Genomic DNA, 17,556 nt, shown 5'->3' with positions numbered 1-17,556 from the left:
CCCGCCCGGATCGGGCTGGCGGTCGACACCGGGACCTTCCGGCAACCGGGCACACCGGGTCAGAGCCGGAGCGTCTCCGGGGCGTGCAGCCGCAGCATCGTCGCGGCGACGTCGGTTGGGGCCCGGCGCCGGGTGGCCCAGGAGACGGTGACCATCACGGTGAAGGCCAGCGGCACGGTCCAGGCGGCCGGCTGGGCGATCAGGACGGCCGGCCAGCCGGCCAACTCCGGCCCGACCACGGTGAAGAGCACCGCGCCGACCGCCGCGCCCCCGCCGGCCAGGATTCCGGCCGCCGCCCCGGCGTCGGTCAGCCCGCGCCACCAGATGCCGAGCACCAGCAGCGGGCAGAAGCTCGACGCGGCGACCGCGAAGGCCAGCCCGACGACCTGGGAGACGTCCAGCCCGGAGACGTTCAGCGCCAGCACCATCGGCACCAGCCCGCCGACGACCGTGGCCAGCCGGAAGTCGCGTACCGAGCCGCGGCCGAGCACGTCGGTGGAGAGCACCCCGGCCACGCTGGTGAGCAGGCCGGAGGAGGTGGAGAGGAAGGCGGCGAACGCTCCGGCGGCGACCAGCGCGGCCAGCAACTGCCCGGTCAGGCCGTCGCCGAGCGCCGCACCCGGCAGCAGTACCACCGCCGCGTCGGTCCGCCCGGTCAGCAGCAGTTGCGGGGTGTAGATCCGGCCGAGCACGCCGTACAGGGTGGGGAACAGGTAGAAGGCGCCGACCAGGGCCAGCACCACCAGGGTGGTACGCCGGGCCGCCGCGCCGTCCGGATTCGTGTAGAACCGCACGAGTACGTGTGGCAGCCCCATCGTGCCGAGGAAGGTCGCCAGGATCAGCGAGTAGGTGGCGAAGAGTCCCCGGTCGTCGTTGCCGGCCATGCTCGGCAGCAGCCAGTCCGCCCCCCTGGCGGCGTTCACGCTGGAGACGTCCGGCACCGGGTCACCGGCCGCGAACGACAGCTCCTCGCCGGGGCGTACCTCCCGGGAGGAGCCGTCCGGCAGGGTGAGCTTCGCCGGCTCCTCGACCACGACGGTGGTCGCGGCCGCGAAGACCGGACCACCGACCGGGGTGACCGGCGGTCGGGCGTCCGCCTGCCACTGCAACACCAGGAAGATCGCGGGTACGGCCAGCGCGGTCAGCTTGAGCCAGTACTGGAACGCCTGCACGAAGGTGACCGCCCGCATCCCGCCCAGCGCGACGTTGGCGGTGACCACCGCGCCGACCAGCAGCGCACCCAGCTCGTAGGGCCCACCGGCGACCGTGGTCAGGGTCAGCCCGGCCCCCTGCAACTGCGGCACCAGATAGAGCCACCCGATGAAGACGACGAATGCGGTGGCCAGTTTGCGCAACCGGCGCGAGCCGAGCCGCAACTCGCAGAAGTCGGGCAGGGTGAACGCGCCGGAGCGGCGCAGCGGCGCGGCCACGAAGAGCAGCAGCGCCAGATAGCCGGCGGCGAAACCGACCGGATACCAGAGCACGTCCACGCCGTACTTGAGGATCAGGCCGGCGATGCCGAGGAAGGAGGCGGCGGAGAGGTACTCCCCACCGATCGCCGCCGCGTTCCAGGTCGGGCTGACCATCCGGGACGCCACCAGGAAGTCCGAGGTGGTCCGGGCCAGGGTCAGCCCGTAGAAGCCGATCGCGACCGTGACCAGGGTGACCACGATGATCGCCGGCACCGTGTAGGCGTTGTCCACCTCAGCGCTCCGGCCGCTGGACCACGTCGGTGAAGTCCTGCTCGTTGCGCTCGGCCAGGTGCACGTACGCCCAGCCGACCGCGACCAGGAACGGGAAGGCGGCCACCCCGAGCAGCAGCCAGGGCAGGTTGACCCCGAACAGCTTCGCCGCGCCGACCTCCGGGGCGATCGCGAAGAGCAGCGGCAGACCGCCGAGCCCGATCCCGACCACGAGCGACAGCCGCAGCGCGAGGGCGAGCTGGGCGCGGATCAGTCCCCGGAGCAGGGCCTCGCCGACCTGGGTCTGCTGGGTCAGCTCGGCCCTGGTCCGCTCGGCACCGGTGCCGCTGCGGGCCACCTCGGCCAGTACCACCCGGGTCCGGCGGGGCGGTCCGGGCGGCCCCGGCTCCGGTTGCCGATCGATGGGGATGGCCACCCCGGCAGTCTCACCGGCTGGCCAGGAATGTCAAGTCATCATCGGGGCCGCGTCGGGCAGACCGTCTGGTTGGCCGGCGGTCGGTCGGCCTGGATCCGCCGGTACACCTTCAGCTCGTCGAAGCAAGGGCCCGGCACGACGCCGAAAGCCCTGTGGGGTGCTGCGGTCAGTGCTGCCTGGCGAGGCTGACGAACGCCTGCCAAGCGGCTGGCTCGAAGGTCAGCGTGCCGCCGTCCCGGTCCTTGGTGTCCCGGACCAGCACCCGGCCGGGAAGATTGTCGGCCACTTCGACGCAAGCACCCTGGTTGGACCCACTGCGGGTGCTCTTGCGCCACCGGGGCGTGAGGTCAGTCATGGTCATTGATCGCTTTCGCTATAAGGTCTCTCGACGGCTGCACCGGCAGGGCAAGGCCGGCGACGATCTCCCACGATACTTCCAACTGGTCCAAGTCTCCCCCATCCGTCACCACCCGCCCCCGAAGCTGGTCGTCCACGTAGCCGGCGCGGCCCCTTGCCGGGAGCGAGGCCAGCACGAACGCACCTTGCAAGCCACCATGTAGACCGGCGGACCGGGGCACGACCAGCACCTGCACTCTCGGTCGGTGGCTGATTTCGAGCAAGTGCTTTAGCTGCTCACGGCCTATTTCGGGCGGTGCACACATCAGGGCAAACTCGCCGATGATGGCCGTCAGGGCCGGAGGTACGGGCCTGTTAACGGTTGCGGCCTGCCTGTCGTGGCGAACCTGAATGGTCCGGTCAACCGCGTCGTCTACCACCCAGCCACCGCGTAGGACGGCCCGCGCGTACTCTTCGATCTGGAGCAAGCCCGGCATTAGCAGCGGCTCCCACCACCTGAGCAGGGTCGCACGCTGCTCGTGATCCGTCCAGGGGCGCAGCCACGGCGGCCGGGAGTCTTCTCGGGCCTCGTTGACGGCCCGCCGGACTTTCTCGCCGGTCTTGAACAGCTCGTCCAGGAGCCTCGCCGTGTCCGGCTGGGGAATCATCCGGCCCTGCTCGAATGACGCGATTGAGGCGCCGCTGAGACCGACGGCCGCGCCGACCTGGTCACGGGTCAGACCAGCCTGTGCCCGCTGTTCTCTGAGGATTTTCCGTAGATCGCTCATGTAGTCCACCCGACTCCAGATCGGCTAGCAAAGCTCCATTAGGACTCTCGTTCATTCATCTTCCGCTCCACCCGGGTCCTAGTCCACGGTGGATTTCAAGCACCCCGTCCGGGCGTCCCACAGGATTCACACTTGACCGGGTGGGGTGCCAAACGGGGGCGTTGCCTGTGTGTCGGAGCCTGGCAGCGCCCCCATCCCATTCCGCCGACGGGAGGCACCATCGTGAAACTGTTTCGCAGACCGCGTCCGGCACATCGCCGGGACTGGCGTCGTCTCTGGCGCTATTGCCGGTGCGGCTGGCGCTGGACATGCCCCGACGCGGTCGAGCTGGTGCCGATGCCCTACCAGCCGGCGCCCGTACCGTCGCTGTCCCGCGCCGAGTTCCGCCGGACCGTCCGCGCCGCAGTCACCGACACGGTGATTGCCCAGCCCAACTCTGCCCGCAACCACACACCCGCCCGGCCGACCAACCGGCGTCCGATGTGGAACGCGCCCACTCGTGTGTACCTCTCCAACGGCCGCGCGGGAGGCCTGACGCCCGCACAGGAACACCGCGCCCGGCACAGCGAGCGGGTCTGACCAGTGATCGGGCCGTGGGCGCGTTGGGATCGGCACATCGCCCGGCGGCGCCGGCTTGAGCGCCAGATCGGCCAGCATCTTCCCGGAGCCACGTATGCCTGTGTGGAGTGCGAGCGCGACTGGCCCTGCCCACACGCCCGCCTGTCACTGCTGATCGGCTTCGACGGTAACCGGGTGGGGCTGATGATGTACCTCGCCGCGCACCTTCCCCGCGCCCTGGAGGCGTTACCCGACCGGCATCCCGCGCTGATCGTCGGCCAGATCCTCTACTGGGTACCGCGCCAGCGATGACGAACGTGCCTCATCACCCAACACCTGCCCCGGGCCGCCAGTTCTACCCCCCATAACGGTGGCGGCCCGGGGTGGGCATCCTGCGCGGGAAAGTCAAGTCGTTGTCAGGGCTGGGTCGGGTCACCATCCGGATCGGGTTGGGCAGAACCTTCGGCTGGTCGCCGGGCGTTCGGCCAGAATCCGCCGGGCCTCGATCCGGGCGAGATTGGTCTCCCGCCAGTCGTCTGGTCGGGAACCGGCCGCCAGGCTCCACAGTGCGCAGTCGCGCAGCGAATCCGGCAGCCGGTCGAGCGCCGGTACCGCGTCGGCGGAGAGCCCGGACAGGTAGGCGACGTCGATCTGGCCGTTCTGCCAGTACCGGTCGACGTTGTGCTCGGCGATCAGCCGGTCCGGGTTCGCCACCGCCAGGGCGAGCAGCGCGAGTACCGCCGTACCGAGCGCCACCCCGGGGAGCCAGCGGGCGGCCAGCCGTACCCCGGCCACCGCGACCAGCACGAAGACCAGCCCCAACCACGCCTCGCAGACCGCGACCAGCAGCCGGAGCCGGGTCGCGCCGTACGCGTCGGCGTAGACGTCCATCCGGAACAGCGCCGAGGCCACCACCACCAGGCTGAGCAGGGTGAGCCCGCCGAGCAGGATCCGGATCAGGGCCCGGTCGGCCCGGCTCTCCCGGGGCGCCCAGCGGGCGGCGGCACCGATCACCAGCAGGGTGAGCAGGGAGACGGCGAGTAGCTGCCAGAAGCCGCGCCGGGCGTACTCGGCATAGCTGAGGCCGGCGGTCCGCAGTACGTGGTCCGAACCGCCGAAGAGGGTGGTGACCTGCACTGCCACGAACCCGGCGAAGAGCGCGTCGAGCAGTGCGACCGGCAGTATCCAGTCGGCCCGGCGCAGTCGTCGCCGGCTCGGGCCGGACGCCAAACCGGTCAGGTCCGGCGGGGCCGCCAGCACGTACGCCCCACCGAGCAGCGCCGCGCCGACCACTCCGAACACGAACACCCAGCGGAACACGGTGGCACCCGACAGCTCCGGAAGGAGCGCGTCCACCAGCCCGGCGAAGGCCGCGTCGGCGGAGGAGAAGAGCAGGCCGAAGACCACCAACAGGCCGACCGAGACCAGGACGCTGACCAGGGTACGGCCGACCGCCGGTCCCCGGCCCGACCGGGCGTTCCCGGCCCGCCTCTTGGCCAGCCACGTCAGCGACCGGATCACGGCCGCCGGTGGGACCAGGGCGGAGAGCAGCATCGCGCGTACCGACCGGCCGTCCGCGAGGGTCAGTGTCGCGGTGACCGCTGCGGTGAGCAGGCAGAGTACGAACAGCCAGCCCGCCGCCCGGATCGTGCCGACGCCGAGCAGCGCGACGGTCGTGGCGGCCCAGAACGGCCGCAGCCAGCCGATCCGTCGCCATCCACCGAGCGGCCGACTCACCCTCCCGACCGGTGCGGCCGGCCCCTTGACCGCTACGGCCGTCGCCTGGGGCGGTGCGGTTGCCGCCCGGGGTGGCGTCGCCGGGCTCTGGGGTGGTGTGGCTGCTGCTTGCGGCGGTGTGGCCGGGGCTTGGGAGGGTGCGGTTGTTGCCTGGGGCGGTGCGGATGGCGGGGTAGCGGGGTCGGGCACGCTCTTCGGCCGGGTGGAGCCGGGGTCGCTGGCCGGGTGGACGGCGTCGGCGGTGGTCGCGGGACGTGCGGTGGGCCAGGCGGCGGTGACCAGGGCCGCCGTTCCGGCGACTCCGGCGACCAGCCAGCCGACACCGGGCCGGGTCAGCGGGAGGCTCACCGCGGCGACGGCTGCCGCTGCGGCCACTCCGACCAGCACCGGCTGGGTCGGGCCGCCGGCCGGTCCGGGCCAGCGGGTCGCGATCCAGGACGGCGGAGGCGGCGGGAGCGGCCGGGATGTCGGGGACGGCGCGGGCGGGCCTCCGAGCGCCGCCCAGGTACCGGGCACGGGCGGCCCCTGCCTCGGAGGCGGTGCGGCCGTCGCGGCTGCTGGGGTCGGTGCCGGGCGCGGGGTGGGCGGCGTGCCGGTGCGGGGTGCCGGATCCGGCTGCCCCTGCGGGGTCGGCCCGTTCGCGGGTCCGGTCGGCTGGTCGTTCATCGTCGTTTCCACCTCGTTCATCGCTGCTCTACGAGTACGGCGGAGTGGTCTCCGGCGGGCGGTGCCACGATCGGCAGGCTGACCCGGATCTGGCAGCCGACCGGCCGGTCCGCGCGGTTGGTCGTGTCGGGCTCGACCAGGGGACGGTCGGCGACGGCGATGCTGCCGCCGTGCAGCTCCACCACCCAGTGCGCGATCGCCAGGCCCAGCCCGGTGCCGCCGTCGCTGGTCCGCTCGCCCCGGGTGAAGCGTTCGAACACCTCCGGCCGGAGCCGGGCCGGAATTCCCTCGCCCTCGTCGGTCACCTCGAACCGCAGTTCGTCGCCGACCCGCTGCGCGGCGACCAGTACGGTGCCGCCGGGCGGACTGTGCCGGGCGGCGTTGTCCAGCAGGTTGGCGAAGACCTGGTGCAGCCGCCGGGGATCCGCCTGCACGGTCAGCTTCGCGGAGTGCTGGCGTACCTCGAACCGGACGTTGCGCCCAGCGCCGGCCGCGGTGACCGTGGCCTGTTGGATCACCTCGTCCAGGAACTCCGCCACGTCGACGTCCTTCCGGCGCAGCGGCAGCACCCCGGCGTCCAGCCGGGACAGGTCGAGCAGGTCGGCGACCAGGTGACCGAGCCGCTCGGTCTGGGCCAGCGCGACCCGCAGCGTCGGCAGGTCCGGCTCCGCCACCCCATCGACGATGTTCTCCAGTACGCCCTGGAGGGCGGTGATCGGGGTACGCAGCTCGTGCGACACGTTCGCGATCAGCTCGCGGCGGCGCCGGTCGGCCTCGGCCAGGTCTCCGGCCATCTGGTTGAACGCGGCGGCCAGCGTGCCGACCTCGTCCCGGGAACTGGCCCGGACCTGCCGGGTGTAGTCGCCCCTGGCCATCGCCCGGGCCGCCGCCGTCATCTCGCGCAGCGGCGAGGTCATGCCGTGGGCCAGCACCTGGGAGGTGAGCAGCGCCAGCCCGATGGCCGTCCCGGTGGTCCACGGCGGCAGCCAGCCGATGCCGATGATGAAGACGGTCATCCCGGCGGCACCCGAACCGACGATCAGGATGCCCAGCTTCAGCTTGATCGACCAGATCGGGTCCAGCGGTCGGGGCAGTACGTCCATCGTCCGGTTGACGGTGGTCCAGAAGCTCGTCACGGCCGTACCTCCAACGCGTAGCCGACACCGTGCACGGTGCGGATCAGATCGGCGCCGAGTTTGCGGCGCAGGGCCTTGACGTGGCTGTCGACGGTGCGGGTACCCGAACTGTCGGCCCAGCCCCAGACGTCGGCGAGCAGCCGCTCCCGGGGCAGTACCATCCGGGGCCGGTTGGCGAAGTGTGTCAGCAGGTCGAACTCGGTCGGGGTCAGGTGCGCCTCGACCCCGTCGCGACGGACCCGCCGCTCGGCCTGGTTGATTTCCAGGTTCCCGATCCGGAGGATCTCCACGCCGTTGCTCGCCGCGGCCGCGGCCCGGTCGACCCGGCGCAGCAGCGCGTGCACCCGGGCGGCGAGTTCGCGCAGCGAGAACGGCTTGGTGAGGTAGTCGTCGGCACCGACGGCGAGCCCGACCAGCAGGTCCGTCTCGTCGTCCCGGGCCGTCAGCATCAGCACCGGGACGGGCCGGTCGGCCTGGATCCGCCGGCACACCTCCAGGCCGTCGAAGCCGGGCAGCATCACGTCGAGGACGACCAACTCCGGCCGGCCGCTGCGGAACGCCTCGACGGCGCCCGGCCCGTCCCGCGCGATCTCCACCACGAAGCCCTCGGCACGCAGTCGGGCGGCCACCGACTCGGCGATGGTGCGCTCGTCCTCCACGACCAGGATCCGGCGTTCCGTCATGCCCTGACTGTAGAAAGCCTGCGTGCGGGAACGTGGATCACGTTGTGAACAACCTGTGGAGAACAGCGCCGCATTGTGGATAACCGTCCGACCAGGGGAGAACGGTGGCCGGAAGGTTCGTCCCCGGGATGGCGCGGCTGCGATAGGTTGGGCGGCCTTGGGAGGCCGGGACGAGAGGTGGGCATGCCGGACCGGGAACTGAAGCTCAACTCGGTGTCGAGGTACGCCAAGGAGTCCCCGCTGTTCATCCTGGAGGAGCACGGGCACTGCGAGGTGCCGGCCGGCTGCGGTGGCGTGGTGCTCCGCTGGCGTGACCCGCTCGCCGGGGTGCCGCTGCGGATCCGGCTCTACGCCGCCGGGGAATACCAGCTACTGCTCGACGGCGCGGAACCGCCCTCGGCCCGCCCCGTCGTCCCGTACGGCGAGCACGTCCTGGCCTGCACCGTCGCCGAGGTCGACCCCGCGTACATCGCGCTGATGTTCGCCGCCGCGTACCGCCCGGCCAGCGACTCCGACGTCGAATCCGTTCCCGAGCAGACCGGCGAGACCTCCATTCTGTCCAGTGCGGACGGCACCTGGCGGTGGTCGCCGACCGAGCCGGTGGACGACGGCTGGACCCGGCCGGGCTTCGACGACACCGGCTGGGCGCCGATGGAACTCCGCGCCGAGCATCGCCCGCCGGACGACACCGGCTGGGACCGGGCCGGCTATCAGGTCCGGCAGCTCGGCGAGCTGGGCGCGGTGGGGCTGGGCGTACCCGACGGCACCGGACCGATCTGGGTACGCAAGACCTTCCGGCTCTCCCCGGACGGCATGACTGACACCTCCGTCGACGATGCGGCGGACGGTTCCGTCGACGGCGGGGTGGCACGGTGACGGACGGAGGAGGTCGGGTGCCCCCGCTGGTGCTGATTCCCGAGTACTTCGGCAGCCTGGTCTTCGACCGCCGCACCTCGCGGTACCTGCCGTTCGACGCCGAGGCGACCGCCCTGCTGCGCCGGCTGGTCGACCGGCCGATCGGGGAGGTGCTGTCGGAGGTCACCGACGACGGGCGGCGGATGCGGATGCTCCGCTTTTACGAGCACTTCTACGAGTTGGGTTTCTTCACCGTGCGGCACCGGTTCGCCGGGGTCGTACTCGACGGTCCGGAGCCGCCGGCCGACCATCTGGCCGGGCCGCTCGCCGTACATCTGGAGGTCGTATCGGCCTGCAACCTGAGCTGTACGCACTGCTTCGCCGGTGACCTGCCGCGCCGGGAGCAGCGGTTGAGCCTGGCCGAGATCGACCGGCTCTTCGCCGAGATGGCCAGCCTCGGCAGCTTCCGGCTCGGGCTGACCGGTGGCGAGCCGCTGCTCCGCAAGGACCTCTTCCAGATCATCGACCTCGCCACCGCGCACGGGCTCGCGCCCTGCGTGACCACCAACGGACTGCTGGTCACCGAGGAGATCGCCCGGGAGTTCGGCCGGCGGGAACTGGTCTGGCTCAACGTCAGCCTGGAGGGCGCCACGGCCGAGACCAACGACCGGGTACGCGGTGCCGGCACCTTCGCGAAGGTGCTCGACCGGCTGGCGGTGCTCCGCCGGTACACCCGGTTCACGCTGGCCTTCACCATCATGCGGTCGAACGTCGAGGAGGTCGAGGCGTGCGCCCGGCTCGCCCGCGAGGTGGGCGCGGACACGGCGGTGTTCCGGCCGCTCTACCCGGTCGGGGTGGCGCAGCGGCACCTGGAGCTGATGCCGAGCTTCGCGGAGTACAACACCGCGCTGAACACCCTGGCCCGGATGGACGACGGCCGGATGGAGCTGCGCCAGATCGACCCGTTCGGCCCGCAGACCCGGCGGGAGGCGCAGTCGGTGATCCAGCAGAACTACGGCTGCGGGGCCGGCAACCTGGTCTGCTCGGTCTCCGTATCCGGGGACGTCAACCCGTGCAGCTTCCTCGGCCCACGGTTCGTCGCGGCGAACGTTCGGGACCGGTCGTTGGCCGACATCTGGCGGCACAGCACCGGTTTCCGGGCGATCCGGGCGCTGCCGCACACCGAGCCGGCCAGCACGCGGGGCGGGACCGCCACCTTCGGCGGCGGCTGCCGGGCCCGGGCACTGGTGCTGAACGGCTCGGTGAACGCGCCGGATCCGTGGATCGAGGGCCAGGTGGCGTTGGAGCAGCGGTCGCCGGATCCGGTACGCAACCCGCTGGCCGTACTGGACGTGTCGGCGGGGACCGGTCGGATCCGACCGGGCTGCGGGAGCTGACCGGGGTGGGTGCGACCGAGGAGTGGCTGCGCGCCGAGCGGGCGGCGACCGGCGGTCCGGTCCGGCTGTGCCGGCTGGCCCGCAAGCTGGTCCGAGTCGGCGAGTTGCGGGCGGCGGCGGCGGTCTACGACCGGGCGTACGCGCTCGACCCGGGTGACGCCGACCTGGCCGGGGCGCGCCGCGAGCTGCTGGACCGGTTGGCCGTCGAGGAGTACGGCCTGACCTTCCGGTACGTCCCGGCCGGCACCTTCCTGATGGGCTCGGACACGGCCGACCCGGACGAGTGGCCGGTGCACCGGGTGCGGCTGGACGGCTACTGGCTCTCCGAGACTCCGGTGAGCTGGTCGGCGTACTGCCGGTTGATGGGTTGGCTGCCGCCGCCGGACGGACGCCCGCCGGAGGACGGTGCCGAGGCTGCCACGATCGACCGGGGCGGGTGGTTCGTGCTGGACGGGGCGAACCGGATCCGCCTGCAATATTGCGAGGACGAGACCACCCGGGCGGTCGACTGGCACGCCCACCATCCCCGGATGGCGCTGACCCGGGGCGGCGAGCCGGTCGACCCGGCGTCCGTGTTCGGCGTACCGCCCCGGGCGGACCCGAGCCGGCCGTGGGGGTACGACCACAAGCCGATGGTCTGCGTCGCCGCGCAGGAGGCCGAGGAGTTCGGCGAGCGGATCTCCACGGCGACGGTCCGTTACCGGCTGCCCACCGAGGCCGAGTGGGAGCGGGCGGCCCGGGGTGGCCTGGTCGGCCGCCGCTATCCGTGGGGGGACGAGCCGCCGACTTCGCAGCGGTGCGACTTCGACCGGTTCGACGAGTTGTCGATCCTGCCGATGCGCAGGCTCCCGCCCAACGGCTACGGCCTGTATGGGATGGCCGGCTCGGTCTGGGAGTGGACCGCCGACTGGTACGACGCCGAGTACTACCTGGAGAGCCCGGTGGACAATCCGACCGGACCGGTCGACGGGGAGCAGCGGGTGCTGCGCGGCGGTTCCTGGGCGGACTGTGCCGGTGCGGTCAGCGTCTCGTTCCGGATGTCTCGCGCCTCGACGAGCTGGCGGGACGGCGACTGGGGCGACCACCTCGCCCCGAACATCGGCTTCCGGCTCTGCCGCACCGAACGCCCGGCCCCGGCCCCTGACGCCTGACGCGCCTGACGCCTTTGCCGGTGGACGGGTGCGCCGAAAGGGCTGAGGCGGGGCGGTCAGGAGTCCAGGTCGGCCGGGGTCAGCAGGCTGTCGAGCCGGAGTTCCGCCACCACCTCCGGTGCGGCCTCGGCGACCAGGCACGTCGTGCCGAGGACGGTGGCTCCGCGCCGGGCGGCGATCTCGTGCAGGGCGCGTACCTGGGCGCCGCTGGCCACCCAGTCGTCCACCACCAGTACCCGGTCACCGGGCCCCAGGTGCCGGTCCCGTACCCCGAGAGCCAGCCGGCGGCCCCGGTAGTCGGACCCGGTCCACACCCAGGTGGTCGGCTCCGCGATCCGCCGCTCGCCGGTGTTCTTGTACGCCGGGACGAAGCCGGCGCCCAGCGCGGTCGCCACCAGCGGCCCGAGCAGCAGACCGGTGACCTCGGGCGCGACCACGACGGTGGGCGGGTCCGCCCGGAACGGCTCGGCCAGCGCCGGACCCAGCCCGGCGAGGATCGCCGGGTCCCGCCACCAGCCGGACACGTCGCTGACCAGGTGCGTGCTCTCCGGCCCCGGGTCGGTCCACCGGAACGCCCCGACCAGCCGCCTGCTCAGCTCAGCCCGCACGGAGACCATCTTGCGGCATCGCCGGCCCGCCCCGGGTACGGGCACGTCCGACCCACCCAGGGTCGGATGATCGGCTACACGTTTCGCCCCATATCCGGGCGAAAGCAGATGATCACGTTGACTTCCGAAGTACCACCCTCGTTACGGTCCGACCCGATCTCTGTTGTTCCTGGGAGAGGACGGTGCGGTGGCTGGGAAGCATGCCCGAGTTCGGATCCTGCGCTGGCCAACCGGCATGGTGGCGGCCGGAGCGGTCGCCGTCGCGCTGGTCGGCGCGGGCGCCGCCGGTGTGGTGACGCTCGGCACGGAGCCGGCCGCCAACTCCGCCTCGGTGCCGGCCCTGGTCGACGTGGCCACCCCGGCCACCCCGAGCGGGCCGGTGACGGCATCGCCCACCCCGGATGCGGCCACACCCACGCCGAACCGGTCGCCCGAGCGCGCCTCGCGGGCCAGTTCCCGCCCCTCGCCGAGCCAGACCCGGACCACCACCGCGAAGAAGCCCGCCACCAAGCGCCCGGCGACCAGCCCACCGGCCCGGGTGGTGCAGAGCGGCTCCTGCGGCGCCTCCTACTACGACCAGGGGCAGGTGACCGCGAACGGCGAGGCCTTCGACCCGAACGCGCTGACCGCCGCGCACAAGACCTTGCCCTTCAACACCCGGGTCCGGGTGACGAACCCGGACAACGGCCGGTCGGTGGTGGTCCGGATCAACGACCGGGGGCCGTTCATCGAGGGTCGCTGCATCGACCTGTCCCGGGCCTCCTTCGAGGCGATCGCCTCGCTGGGCCTCGGCGCCATCGACGTCCGGTACGAAGTCCTCGGCTGAGGTGACCGGGCGAGTGCGCGACGTGAGGTAAGTGATCCAGGAATGTTCATTCGACCTGCAACGGTTGGCTGACTCGTCGACAAGATCCGGCGGGTCCGGACCGGTGGGATGCGCCAGGTGGCCAGAACCCGATCGGACGAGGAGTCAACTTCGTACAATCGCGGTCGTCGATCAGGCATGCTGTTCCGCGTACCCATGCGACTGATGCCACCGGGCCGTCGCCCGCTGAGCCAAGGTTCCCGCGCCGGTCTCGGCGCGGCCCTCGTGCTGCTCGCGCTCGTCTCGGTGGTGGAGTTCGCGGACGAATCCAAGGTCAACTATGTCGGCCTGGTCGCGGCGGCCCCGTTCCTGGCTGCCGCGTTCGCCTCCTGGCGGGTGGTACTCGCGGTCGGCGTGATCGCCACCGTGCTGGCCGGCTCGCTGGCCTGGGGCGGCCGCGTGGTGCCGCTGGCCACCACGGTCAACCTGATCGGCGTGGTGCTGGCCACGGCGATCGCGGCGCTCTTCGCGGTGATCCGGCAGCGGCAGGCGGAGCGGATCGTCGAGCTGTCCAAGCTCGCCTCCGTGGCCCAGCAGGCGGTGCTGCGGCCGGTCGGACCGCAGGTCGGCAGCCTGGCGGTGGCCGGGCACTACATCTCGTCGACCGCCGCCGCCGACATCGGCGGCGATCTGTACGAGGCGATCGACACCCCGTACGGAGTGCGGATCATCATCGGCGACGTCCGGGGCAAGGGGCTGGACGCGGTCCGGCTGGCCAGCATCGTGCTCGGCTCGTACCGGCACGTGGCGTACGAGCGGGCCGACCTGCGGGCCATCGTGGCCGACCTGGACCGGGCGGTGGCCCGCAACGTCGGCGACGAGGACTTCGTCACCGCAGCCCTGGTCGAGGAGCGCGGCGGCACGCTCACGATCGTCAACTGCGGTCATCCGGCACCCCTGCTGCTCCGTCGCGGCCAGGTGATTCCGATGGAACCGCCGGCTCCCGCGCCGCCACTCGGGTTCATGCCGGTGGTCCGGCCCCGGGTCGAGCGGCTCGAACCGGGCGACCGGCTGCTGCTCTTCACCGACGGGCTCGGCGAGGCGCGCCGGGACGGGGAGTTCTTCCCGACCGTGGACCGGGCCTGGCGGCTGCTCGGGCACGGTACGGTCGCCGACGGCCTGGCCTCGCTGGAGACGGCCCTGGTCGAGTGGGTGCGCGGCCGGCTCGACGACGACATCGCACTGGTCCTGATGGAGTACCCGGGACCGCACTCGGCAACCGCGTCGTCGGTGCCGAGCTGGGAGGTCGGCGCCGCCGATAGCTGACCGGCCCGGCCCGGTGAGCGCGATCGGCCGCACGTCCGGTCCGGCACCGGTCGTCAGGTTGCCGTCACTGTGGTGCGGGTCACTGAAGCCGGTGCTTCGCGGTGACTTACCCGCGAGTAATATAACCCCTGTTACTGCCGGGTAACCTGTGTTCGCGAGTCCGGGGGGCAGAGGCGTATGAGCCACTACAGGAGCAATCGGCGAGACCTCGAGTTCAACCTCTTCGAGGTCTTCGGCGCGGACCAGGCGTTCGGCGTCGGCCCGTACGCCGAACTGGACGCCGACACCGCGCGGAGCGTGCTCGCCGAGGTCGAGCGGCTGGCCCGGGAGGACCTGGCGGCCAGCTACACCACCAGCGACCGCAACCCGCCGGTCTTCGACCCGGCCACGCACAGCGCGCCGCTGCCCGAGCCGTTCAAGAAGTCCTACCACGCGCTGATGGGCTCCGAGTTCTGGCGGATGGACCTGCCGGCCGAGCTGGACGGCACGATGGCGCCCCGGGCGCTCTGGTGGTCGGCCGCCGAGCTGATCCTCGGCGCCAACGCGCCACTGTGGATGTACGCCGGCGGCCCCTCCTTCGCGCACACCCTCTACCGGGAGGGCACCGAGCGGCAGAAGAAGTGGGCCAAGCTCTTCGTCGAGAAGCAGTGGGCCGCGACCATGGTGCTCACCGAGCCGGACGCCGGTTCGGACGTGGGCGCCGGTCGTGCCCGGGCGATCCCGCAGCCGGACGGTTCCTGGCACATCGAGGGCGTCAAGCGGTTCATCACCAGTGGTGAGCACGACCTGACGGACAACATCATCCACTATGTCCTGGCCCGGCCGGTCGGGGTGGAGGGTGCCGGCGGCCCGGGCACCAAGGGGCTGTCGCTGTTCGTGGTCCCCAAGTTCCACTTCGACGAGCAGACCGGCGAGCTGGGCGAGCGCAACGGCGTCTACGCGACCAACCTCGAGCACAAGATGGGGCTGAAGGTCTCGAACACCTGCGAGATGACCTTCGGCGAGCACGGCGTACCGGCCAAGGGCTGGCTGCTGGGCGACGTGCACGACGGCATCCGGCAGATGTTCCTGATCATCGAGTACGCCCGGATGATGGTCGGTACCAAGGCGATCGCCACCCTCTCCACCGGCTACCTCAACGCACTGGAATACGCGAAGAGCCGGGTGCAGGGCGCCGACCTGCTCCGCTCGACGGACAAGAACGCGCCCCGAGTGACGATCACGCACCACCCGGACGTGCGCCGTTCGCTGATGCTCCAGAAGGCGTACGCCGAGGGCCTGCGGGCGCTGGTCTGCTACACCGCGACCTGGCAGGACCGGATCAACATCGCCGAGGCGAACGGCGACGAGTCGGCCGCCAAGCTGGCGAAGGGCGTCAACGACCTGTTGCTGCCGCTGGTCAAGGGTGTCGGCTCGGAACGCGCCTACGAGCTGCTCGGCCACGAGTCGTTGCAGACGTTCGGCGGCTCCGGTTTCCTCCAGGACTACCCGCTGGAGCAGTACGTCCGGGACGCGAAGATCGACACCCTCTACGAGGGTACGACCGCGATCCAGAGCCTCGACCTGTTCTTCCGGAAGATCGTCCGGGATCGCGGCACCAGCCTGATGGCGGTGGCCGGCGAGATCGCGGCGTTCGTGGAGTCCGGCGGCGGGGAGCCGGCCGGCGCGGACTCGACCGAGCCGGGCGACGGGCAGCTCAAGGAGGAGCGGGCCGCGCTGGGTCGGGCGCTCGGCGAGGTGCAGGCGATGCTCGGCACCATGACCGGGTGGGTCGGCGACGCGCAGGGCGGTGAGGCCGGGGCGCTCTACAAGGTCGGGCTGAGCAGCCGGCGCTTCCTGCTCGCCGTCGGCGACCTGGTGGTCGGCTGGCTGCTGCAACGGCAGGCAGAGGTGGCGCTGCGGGCGCTCGGCGGCGAGGTGAGCGCGGCCGACAAGGCGTTCTACACCGGGAAGCTGGCCGCCGCCCGGTTCTTTGCCCGGGAGGTACTGCCCCGGATCGGTGCCGACCGGCGGATCGTGCAGGGCGCCGACCTGGAGTTGATGGACCTGCCCGAGGACGCCTTCTAGTCGGGCGCGTCGAGCGCTGATCTCCGGCGGCCGGTGGAGCTGTTGCTCCCCGGCCGCCGCGCTATTGTTGAGGCGGTGCTAGGAGCAGTTTGACCTGATTTGTCATGAAAGCCCACGACCCATCGCACGGGGGAGTGCAGCGGACATGGGCATCGGTACGGGAATTTTCCTCATCACCCTGGGAGCCATCCTGACGTTCGCGGTCAGAGCGAACGTCTGGTGGCTCGATCTTCGGGCGGTCGGCTGGGTCTTCATCCTGGCCGGGGTCGCGGTGCTGGCCACCACGATGTGGTACTGGCAGGACCGCAAGAAGCGGGCGCGGACCCTGATCGTCGAGGAGAACCGGCTGTCGCATCCGACGGCGATGATGCCACCGCCGCCGGATCCGCCGCCGCCGAGCGCACCACCCACCTGACGTACCCGGTGCCCGGCCTGGTGGCGATGTCACCGGCCGGGCACCGACCCGTCCCGGTACGCGATTCGATGGTCGATCAGCCCCGGGCGGTGTGCCACTTCACGATCGGTCCCGCCTGGGCGCGTACGTCCGTCCACTCGCCGGCGATCCGGTGGATCACGATTCCGCTGGTACGCAGCCCTTCCGGGTCGGCATGCACCGGATCGAGCAGAGTGGACAGTTCTGAGATGGTCGGGTTGTGCCCGATCAGCAGCAGGGTGCTCGCCTCCGGATCCGTGGCACGGACGAGTTCGAGCAGGTCCGCCGCGTGCCCGTGGTAGATCCGCTGGTCGTACCGGACCGACGGCACATCACTGTCGCCGGACGGGCCGGCGGGGGCGGTCTGTCCGGCCGGGACGCCGAGCGGGCGGATCGGCGGTGCGGCCATGCCCAGCGCCACGTCGTGCCAGGTCTGCCGGGTGCGCTTGGCGGGCGAGCAGACGACCACCGTCGGCAGGTAGCCGCCGTGACCGAGCCAGGCACCCGCGGCGGCGGCATCCGCGTGCCCACGGGCGGTGAGCGGGCGGTCGGCGTCCGGCGCGGTCGTGGGCCGCTCGGCCTTGGCGTGCCGGAGCAGCACCAGGCTCCGCCCGGGTACGTCCGGCCGCGCCGCGCCGCCCGGGTCGCTGTGTCCGCCGGTCCGGCCGGCCGCGCTGGTATCCGTCACGTTGGTCTCCCTGGGTCGCGTGGCGTGTGCGTCCCGTCGGTCCGGCCCCGGCTGGCGCGGCCCGTCCGGTCCGGCCGTCCGGTCCGGCCGCCGTCCTGCCGGTTCGGCACCGACAGCGACGCTCTTCCCAGCTTGCCGGATTCGGATTTGAAACGCCTGGGTATGTCGATGGATGCCGCGACCGTAGCCGGGACCGGCACGACC

At 71.9% G+C, this 17,556-nt stretch carries 17 protein-coding genes; 8 read left to right on the top strand and 9 right to left on the bottom strand.

Annotated features, from left to right (window positions below; translation table 11 throughout):
- Positions 1 to 59: 59 nt before the first annotated feature.
- From AAH979_RS11775 to AAH979_RS11760, 4 genes are all read right to left on the bottom strand, one after another.
- Complete coding sequence (locus AAH979_RS11775) at positions 60 to 1,703, bottom strand: cation acetate symporter (RefSeq protein WP_346258106.1); 1,644 nt, start codon at positions 1,701 to 1,703, stop codon at positions 60 to 62.
- Position 1,704: 1 nt separating this feature from the next.
- Entirely contained in the window at positions 1,705 to 2,112 is a 408-nt protein-coding gene (locus tag AAH979_RS11770; protein ID WP_346258192.1) for a hypothetical protein, read from the bottom strand.
- A gap of 172 nt (positions 2,113 to 2,284) precedes the next feature.
- Positions 2,285 to 2,479 carry a DUF397 domain-containing protein gene (locus AAH979_RS11765; RefSeq protein ID WP_318398921.1) on the bottom strand — a complete coding sequence of 65 codons (195 nt, stop codon included), beginning with the start codon at positions 2,477 to 2,479 and terminating at the stop codon, positions 2,285 to 2,287.
- Positions 2,466 to 3,242, bottom strand: a complete 777-nt coding sequence (locus tag AAH979_RS11760; RefSeq protein WP_346258191.1) for a helix-turn-helix transcriptional regulator — start codon at positions 3,240 to 3,242, stop codon at positions 2,466 to 2,468. Before AAH979_RS11760 ends, AAH979_RS11765 begins: the two co-directional genes overlap by 14 nt.
- A gap of 582 nt (positions 3,243 to 3,824) precedes the next feature.
- Here AAH979_RS11760 and AAH979_RS11755 point away from each other — a divergent pair.
- A complete protein-coding gene (locus tag AAH979_RS11755) occupies positions 3,825 to 4,112 on the top strand; it encodes a hypothetical protein (RefSeq protein ID WP_346258105.1) in 288 nt (95 codons plus the stop codon).
- 120 nt (positions 4,113 to 4,232) lie between these two features.
- Here the strand turns inward: AAH979_RS11755 and AAH979_RS11750 are convergent, their stop codons facing one another.
- Genes AAH979_RS11750 through AAH979_RS11740 form a run of 3 tightly spaced genes read right to left on the bottom strand, consistent with a single transcriptional unit; the run spans position 4,233 to position 8,022 of the window.
- The gene (locus AAH979_RS11750) at positions 4,233 to 6,224 is read right to left on the bottom strand and encodes a DUF4153 domain-containing protein (RefSeq protein WP_346258104.1); all 1,992 of its coding nucleotides are present in this window, start codon (positions 6,222 to 6,224) and stop codon (positions 4,233 to 4,235) included.
- Complete coding sequence (locus AAH979_RS11745; protein WP_346258190.1) at positions 6,221 to 7,306, bottom strand: HAMP domain-containing sensor histidine kinase; 1,086 nt, start codon at positions 7,304 to 7,306, stop codon at positions 6,221 to 6,223. Before AAH979_RS11745 ends, AAH979_RS11750 begins: the two co-directional genes overlap by 4 nt.
- A gap of 29 nt (positions 7,307 to 7,335) precedes the next feature.
- On the bottom strand, positions 7,336 to 8,022 hold the full coding sequence (locus AAH979_RS11740; RefSeq protein WP_346258103.1) for a response regulator transcription factor: 687 nt from the start codon (positions 8,020 to 8,022) through the stop codon (positions 7,336 to 7,338).
- Between the two features lie 177 nt (positions 8,023 to 8,199).
- Here AAH979_RS11740 and AAH979_RS11735 point away from each other — a divergent pair, with 177 nt between their 5' ends.
- The 3 genes from AAH979_RS11735 to AAH979_RS11725 are packed head-to-tail and all read left to right on the top strand — an operon-like array spanning position 8,200 to position 11,425.
- Positions 8,200 to 8,898, top strand: a complete 699-nt coding sequence (locus tag AAH979_RS11735; RefSeq protein WP_346258102.1) for a hypothetical protein — start codon at positions 8,200 to 8,202, stop codon at positions 8,896 to 8,898.
- Between the two features lie 17 nt (positions 8,899 to 8,915).
- Positions 8,916 to 10,274 carry a radical SAM protein gene (locus AAH979_RS11730; protein WP_346258101.1) on the top strand — a complete coding sequence of 453 codons (1,359 nt, stop codon included), beginning with the start codon at positions 8,916 to 8,918 and terminating at the stop codon, positions 10,272 to 10,274.
- Positions 10,275 to 10,279: 5 nt separating this feature from the next.
- Positions 10,280 to 11,425, top strand: coding sequence for an SUMF1/EgtB/PvdO family nonheme iron enzyme (locus AAH979_RS11725; RefSeq protein WP_346258100.1), 1,146 nt, complete (start codon positions 10,280 to 10,282; stop codon positions 11,423 to 11,425).
- A gap of 56 nt (positions 11,426 to 11,481) precedes the next feature.
- Here AAH979_RS11725 and AAH979_RS11720 read toward each other — a convergent pair whose 3' ends face one another.
- On the bottom strand, positions 11,482 to 12,033 hold the full coding sequence (locus AAH979_RS11720) for a phosphoribosyltransferase family protein (RefSeq protein WP_346258099.1): 552 nt from the start codon (positions 12,031 to 12,033) through the stop codon (positions 11,482 to 11,484).
- A 187-nt stretch (positions 12,034 to 12,220) separates the two neighbouring features.
- Here AAH979_RS11720 and AAH979_RS11715 point away from each other — a divergent pair, with 187 nt between their 5' ends.
- From AAH979_RS11715 to AAH979_RS11700, 4 genes are all read left to right on the top strand, one after another.
- A complete protein-coding gene (locus AAH979_RS11715; RefSeq protein ID WP_346258098.1) occupies positions 12,221 to 12,859 on the top strand; it encodes a septal ring lytic transglycosylase RlpA family protein in 639 nt (212 codons plus the stop codon).
- Positions 12,860 to 13,036: 177 nt separating this feature from the next.
- Positions 13,037 to 14,164: a PP2C family protein-serine/threonine phosphatase gene (locus AAH979_RS11710; RefSeq protein ID WP_346258097.1), complete on the top strand. Its 1,128-nt coding sequence runs from the start codon at positions 13,037 to 13,039 to the stop codon at positions 14,162 to 14,164.
- 177 nt (positions 14,165 to 14,341) lie between these two features.
- Entirely contained in the window at positions 14,342 to 16,231 is a 1,890-nt protein-coding gene (locus tag AAH979_RS11705) for an acyl-CoA dehydrogenase (RefSeq protein ID WP_346258096.1), read from the top strand.
- A 145-nt stretch (positions 16,232 to 16,376) separates the two neighbouring features.
- A complete protein-coding gene (locus AAH979_RS11700; protein ID WP_203859392.1) occupies positions 16,377 to 16,646 on the top strand; it encodes a DUF6458 family protein in 270 nt (89 codons plus the stop codon).
- A gap of 76 nt (positions 16,647 to 16,722) precedes the next feature.
- Here the strand turns inward: AAH979_RS11700 and AAH979_RS11695 are convergent, their stop codons facing one another.
- Positions 16,723 to 17,268, bottom strand: coding sequence for a histidine phosphatase family protein (locus AAH979_RS11695; protein WP_346258189.1), 546 nt, complete (start codon positions 17,266 to 17,268; stop codon positions 16,723 to 16,725).
- Positions 17,269 to 17,556 lie beyond the last annotated feature (288 nt).

The organism is Plantactinospora sp. ZYX-F-223, assembly GCF_039649625.1.
Lineage (GTDB): Bacteria > Actinomycetota > Actinomycetes > Mycobacteriales > Micromonosporaceae > Plantactinospora.
Note: the sequence above shows the minus strand (reverse complement) of the source record. Positions and strands in the feature narration are given on the sequence as shown.